The following is a 2,682-nucleotide window of genomic DNA, read 5'->3' on the forward strand; positions in this document are numbered from 1 at the left end:
CAACGCCTCCAACTCCTCCGCTGCGATACTGCCTCTCGCCACCGTGTCTCTCCCGGTCCACTCCAATGGGCCGAGGACGGTACCGGGGGGCACCAGGGCCCTTCACGCACGTCTGCCGGAAGGACACCGCCTGCGCATGCGCGTGGGCGCGGGCACGAAGGCCGCGGGGGTGGTCAGCGGCGCCGCCGGGCTCGGGCTGGACGCGCTGCTGCGCGTGGACTGGGACGCCGTGCTGGGCGACCAGCCGCTCACCGCCCAGGAGCTGGCGCTGCTCGCCCGGCGCAAGGCGCCCCTGGTGCGCTTCCGCGGCGAGTGGGTCGCGGTGGCGCCCGACGAGCTCGACGCCATCCAGCGTCACCTCGCCCAGGGCCCCGGCCGCATGGCGCTGAGCGAGGCGGTGCGCGTGTCCCTGCTCGGCGAGACGCGCCACGGCGGGCTCCCCGTCACCGTGCTCGCCACCGGGGCGCTGGAGGCGCGCCTGCGCCAGCTCCGCGAGGGCGGGAGCACGGCCCAGGACGCCCCGCGCGCGCTGCGCGCCACGCTGCGGCCCTACCAGGCGCGCGGCCTGCACTGGCTGGACACGCTGGCCTCGCTGGGACTGGGCGCCTGCCTGGCGGACGACATGGGCCTGGGCAAGACGGTGCAGGTGCTGGCCTTCCTGCTGCGGCGGCTCGAACAAGCGCCTGACGAGCAGCGCCCCACGCTGCTGGTGGCCCCCACCTCCGTTGTGGGCAACTGGGAGCGCGAGGTCGCCCGCTTCGCCCCCGCCCTGCGCCTGACGCCCCACTACGGCGCCGAGCGGGCCCGCGCGGCGCGCGCCTTCCCTCGCGCGCCCGGGGCCGTGGTGCTCACCACCTACGGCCTGCTGCGCCGGGACGCCGCGCTGCTCGCGGGCGTGGCGTGGGGCGCGGTGGTGCTCGACGAGGCGCAGAACATCAAGAACGCGGCGTCCGCCACCGCCCGCGCGGCCCGGGCGCTGCGCGCCACCCAGCGCTTCGCGCTCACCGGCACGCCGGTGGAGAACCGCCTGGCGGAGCTGTGGTCCATCCTGGAGTTCGCCAACCCTGGCCTGCTGGGGCCGCTGGAGACGTTCCGGCGCGAGCTCGCGCTGCCCATCGAGCGCCACGGCAACCCGGAGGCCGCGGCCCGGCTGCGCCGCCTCGTCAGCCCCTTCGTCCTGCGCCGCCTCAAGAGCGACCCGGCCATCATCTCCGACCTGCCCGCCAAGAACGAGATGAAGGTCGTCTGCACGCTCACGCGCGAGCAGGCCACGCTCTACAAGGCGGTGGTGGACGAGGAGCTGCGGCGCATCGAGGAAGCCGACGGCATGGAGCGCCGGGGCCGCGTGCTGGCGCTGCTGCTGTACACGAAGCAGATCGCCAACCACCCGGCGCAGTACCTGGGGGAGTCCGGCCCCCTGCCGGGGCGCTCGGGGAAGCTGGCGCGCGTGGTGGAGATGCTGGAGGAGGCCCTGGCCGCTGGCGACAAGGCGCTCGTCTTCACGCAGTTCCGGGAGATGGGCGACAAGCTGGTGACGCACCTGTCCGAGCGCCTGGGGCACGAGGTGCTCTTCCTGCACGGCGGCACGTCCCGCAAGGCGCGCGATGAGCTGGTGCGGCGCTTCCAGGAGGAGCCCCACGGCCCGCGCGTCTTCGTGCTGTCCGTCAAGGCGGGGGGCACGGGGCTCAACCTGACGGCGGCGAACCACGTCTTCCATTACGACCGCTGGTGGAACCCCGCCGTCGAGGACCAGGCCACGGACCGCGCGTACCGCATTGGCCAGACGCGCGCGGTGCAGGTCCACAAGCTGGTGTGCGCGGGCACCGTCGAGGAGAAGGTGGACCGCCTGCTCGACCAGAAGCGCCAGCTCGCCGACAGCGTCGTGGGCACGGGCGAGCACTGGGTGACGGAGCTGGACACCGCCGCGCTGCGCGAGCTGTTCTCCCTGTCCGAGGGCGCCATCGCGGATGAAGGCGAGGAGGACGGGGACGTCGCGCGCGCCCCGCGCTCGAAGGGCCGCACGCGCGCGAAGAAGGCGGTGTCACGATGAGCGGCAGGGACTTCTGGGGCTGGCCGTCCACGCCGAAGCGCCCGCCGCCCGCGCATGGCATCAAGATGAAGAAGGCGGGCACCACCTGGTGGGGCCAGCGGTGGCTGGAGGCGCTGGAGCGCGTCCTGGGCGGAGACTCGGGGCGGCTGTCCCGGGGGCGGACGTATGCGCGGGCGGGGCGCACGCATGACCTGGTCGTCCAGCGCGGCAAGGTGACCGCGCGGGTGACGGGCTCGCGCCCGAAGCCCTATGCCATCTCGTTGACGCTCAAGCAGCTCGACGAGGGCGTCTGGGAGAAGGCCATCGCGGGGATGGCGGGCAGGGCGCAGTACGCCGCGGAGCTGCTCGCGGGGACGATGCCCCAGGCCATCGACGACGTCTTCCTCGCGGCGGGGGGCAGCCTCTTCCCCCGAAACCGCAAGGAGCTGATGACCGCGTGCTCGTGTCCGGACTGGGGCGACCCGTGCAAGCACGTCGCCGCGACGCACTACGTCCTGGGCGAGGCGTTCGACAGGGACCCGTTCCTCCTGTTCGAGCTGCGCGGCCGGACGAAGGAGCAGGTGCTGAGCGCGCTGCGGGCCGCGCAGCTCGAACAGGAGGAACGGGTCCCTGTCGAACGCCTCGCCCAGGAC

General features: G+C 73.9%; 2 protein-coding genes. Both read left to right on the forward strand.

Annotated features, from left to right (window positions below):
* The first annotated feature begins 43 nt into the window (after positions 1–43).
* Entirely contained in the window at positions 44–2,050 is a 2,007-nt protein-coding gene (locus HV824_RS35470) for a DEAD/DEAH box helicase (RefSeq protein WP_368738145.1), read from the forward strand.
* A partial coding sequence (locus HV824_RS35475) for an SWIM zinc finger family protein (RefSeq protein WP_176425239.1) occupies positions 2,047–2,682 on the forward strand: 636 nt, incomplete at its 3' end. The genes HV824_RS35470 and HV824_RS35475, both read left to right, overlap by 4 nt.

It is taken from the genome of Myxococcus sp. AM009, from assembly GCF_013372605.1.
Lineage (GTDB): Bacteria > Myxococcota > Myxococcia > Myxococcales > Myxococcaceae > Myxococcus > Myxococcus vastator.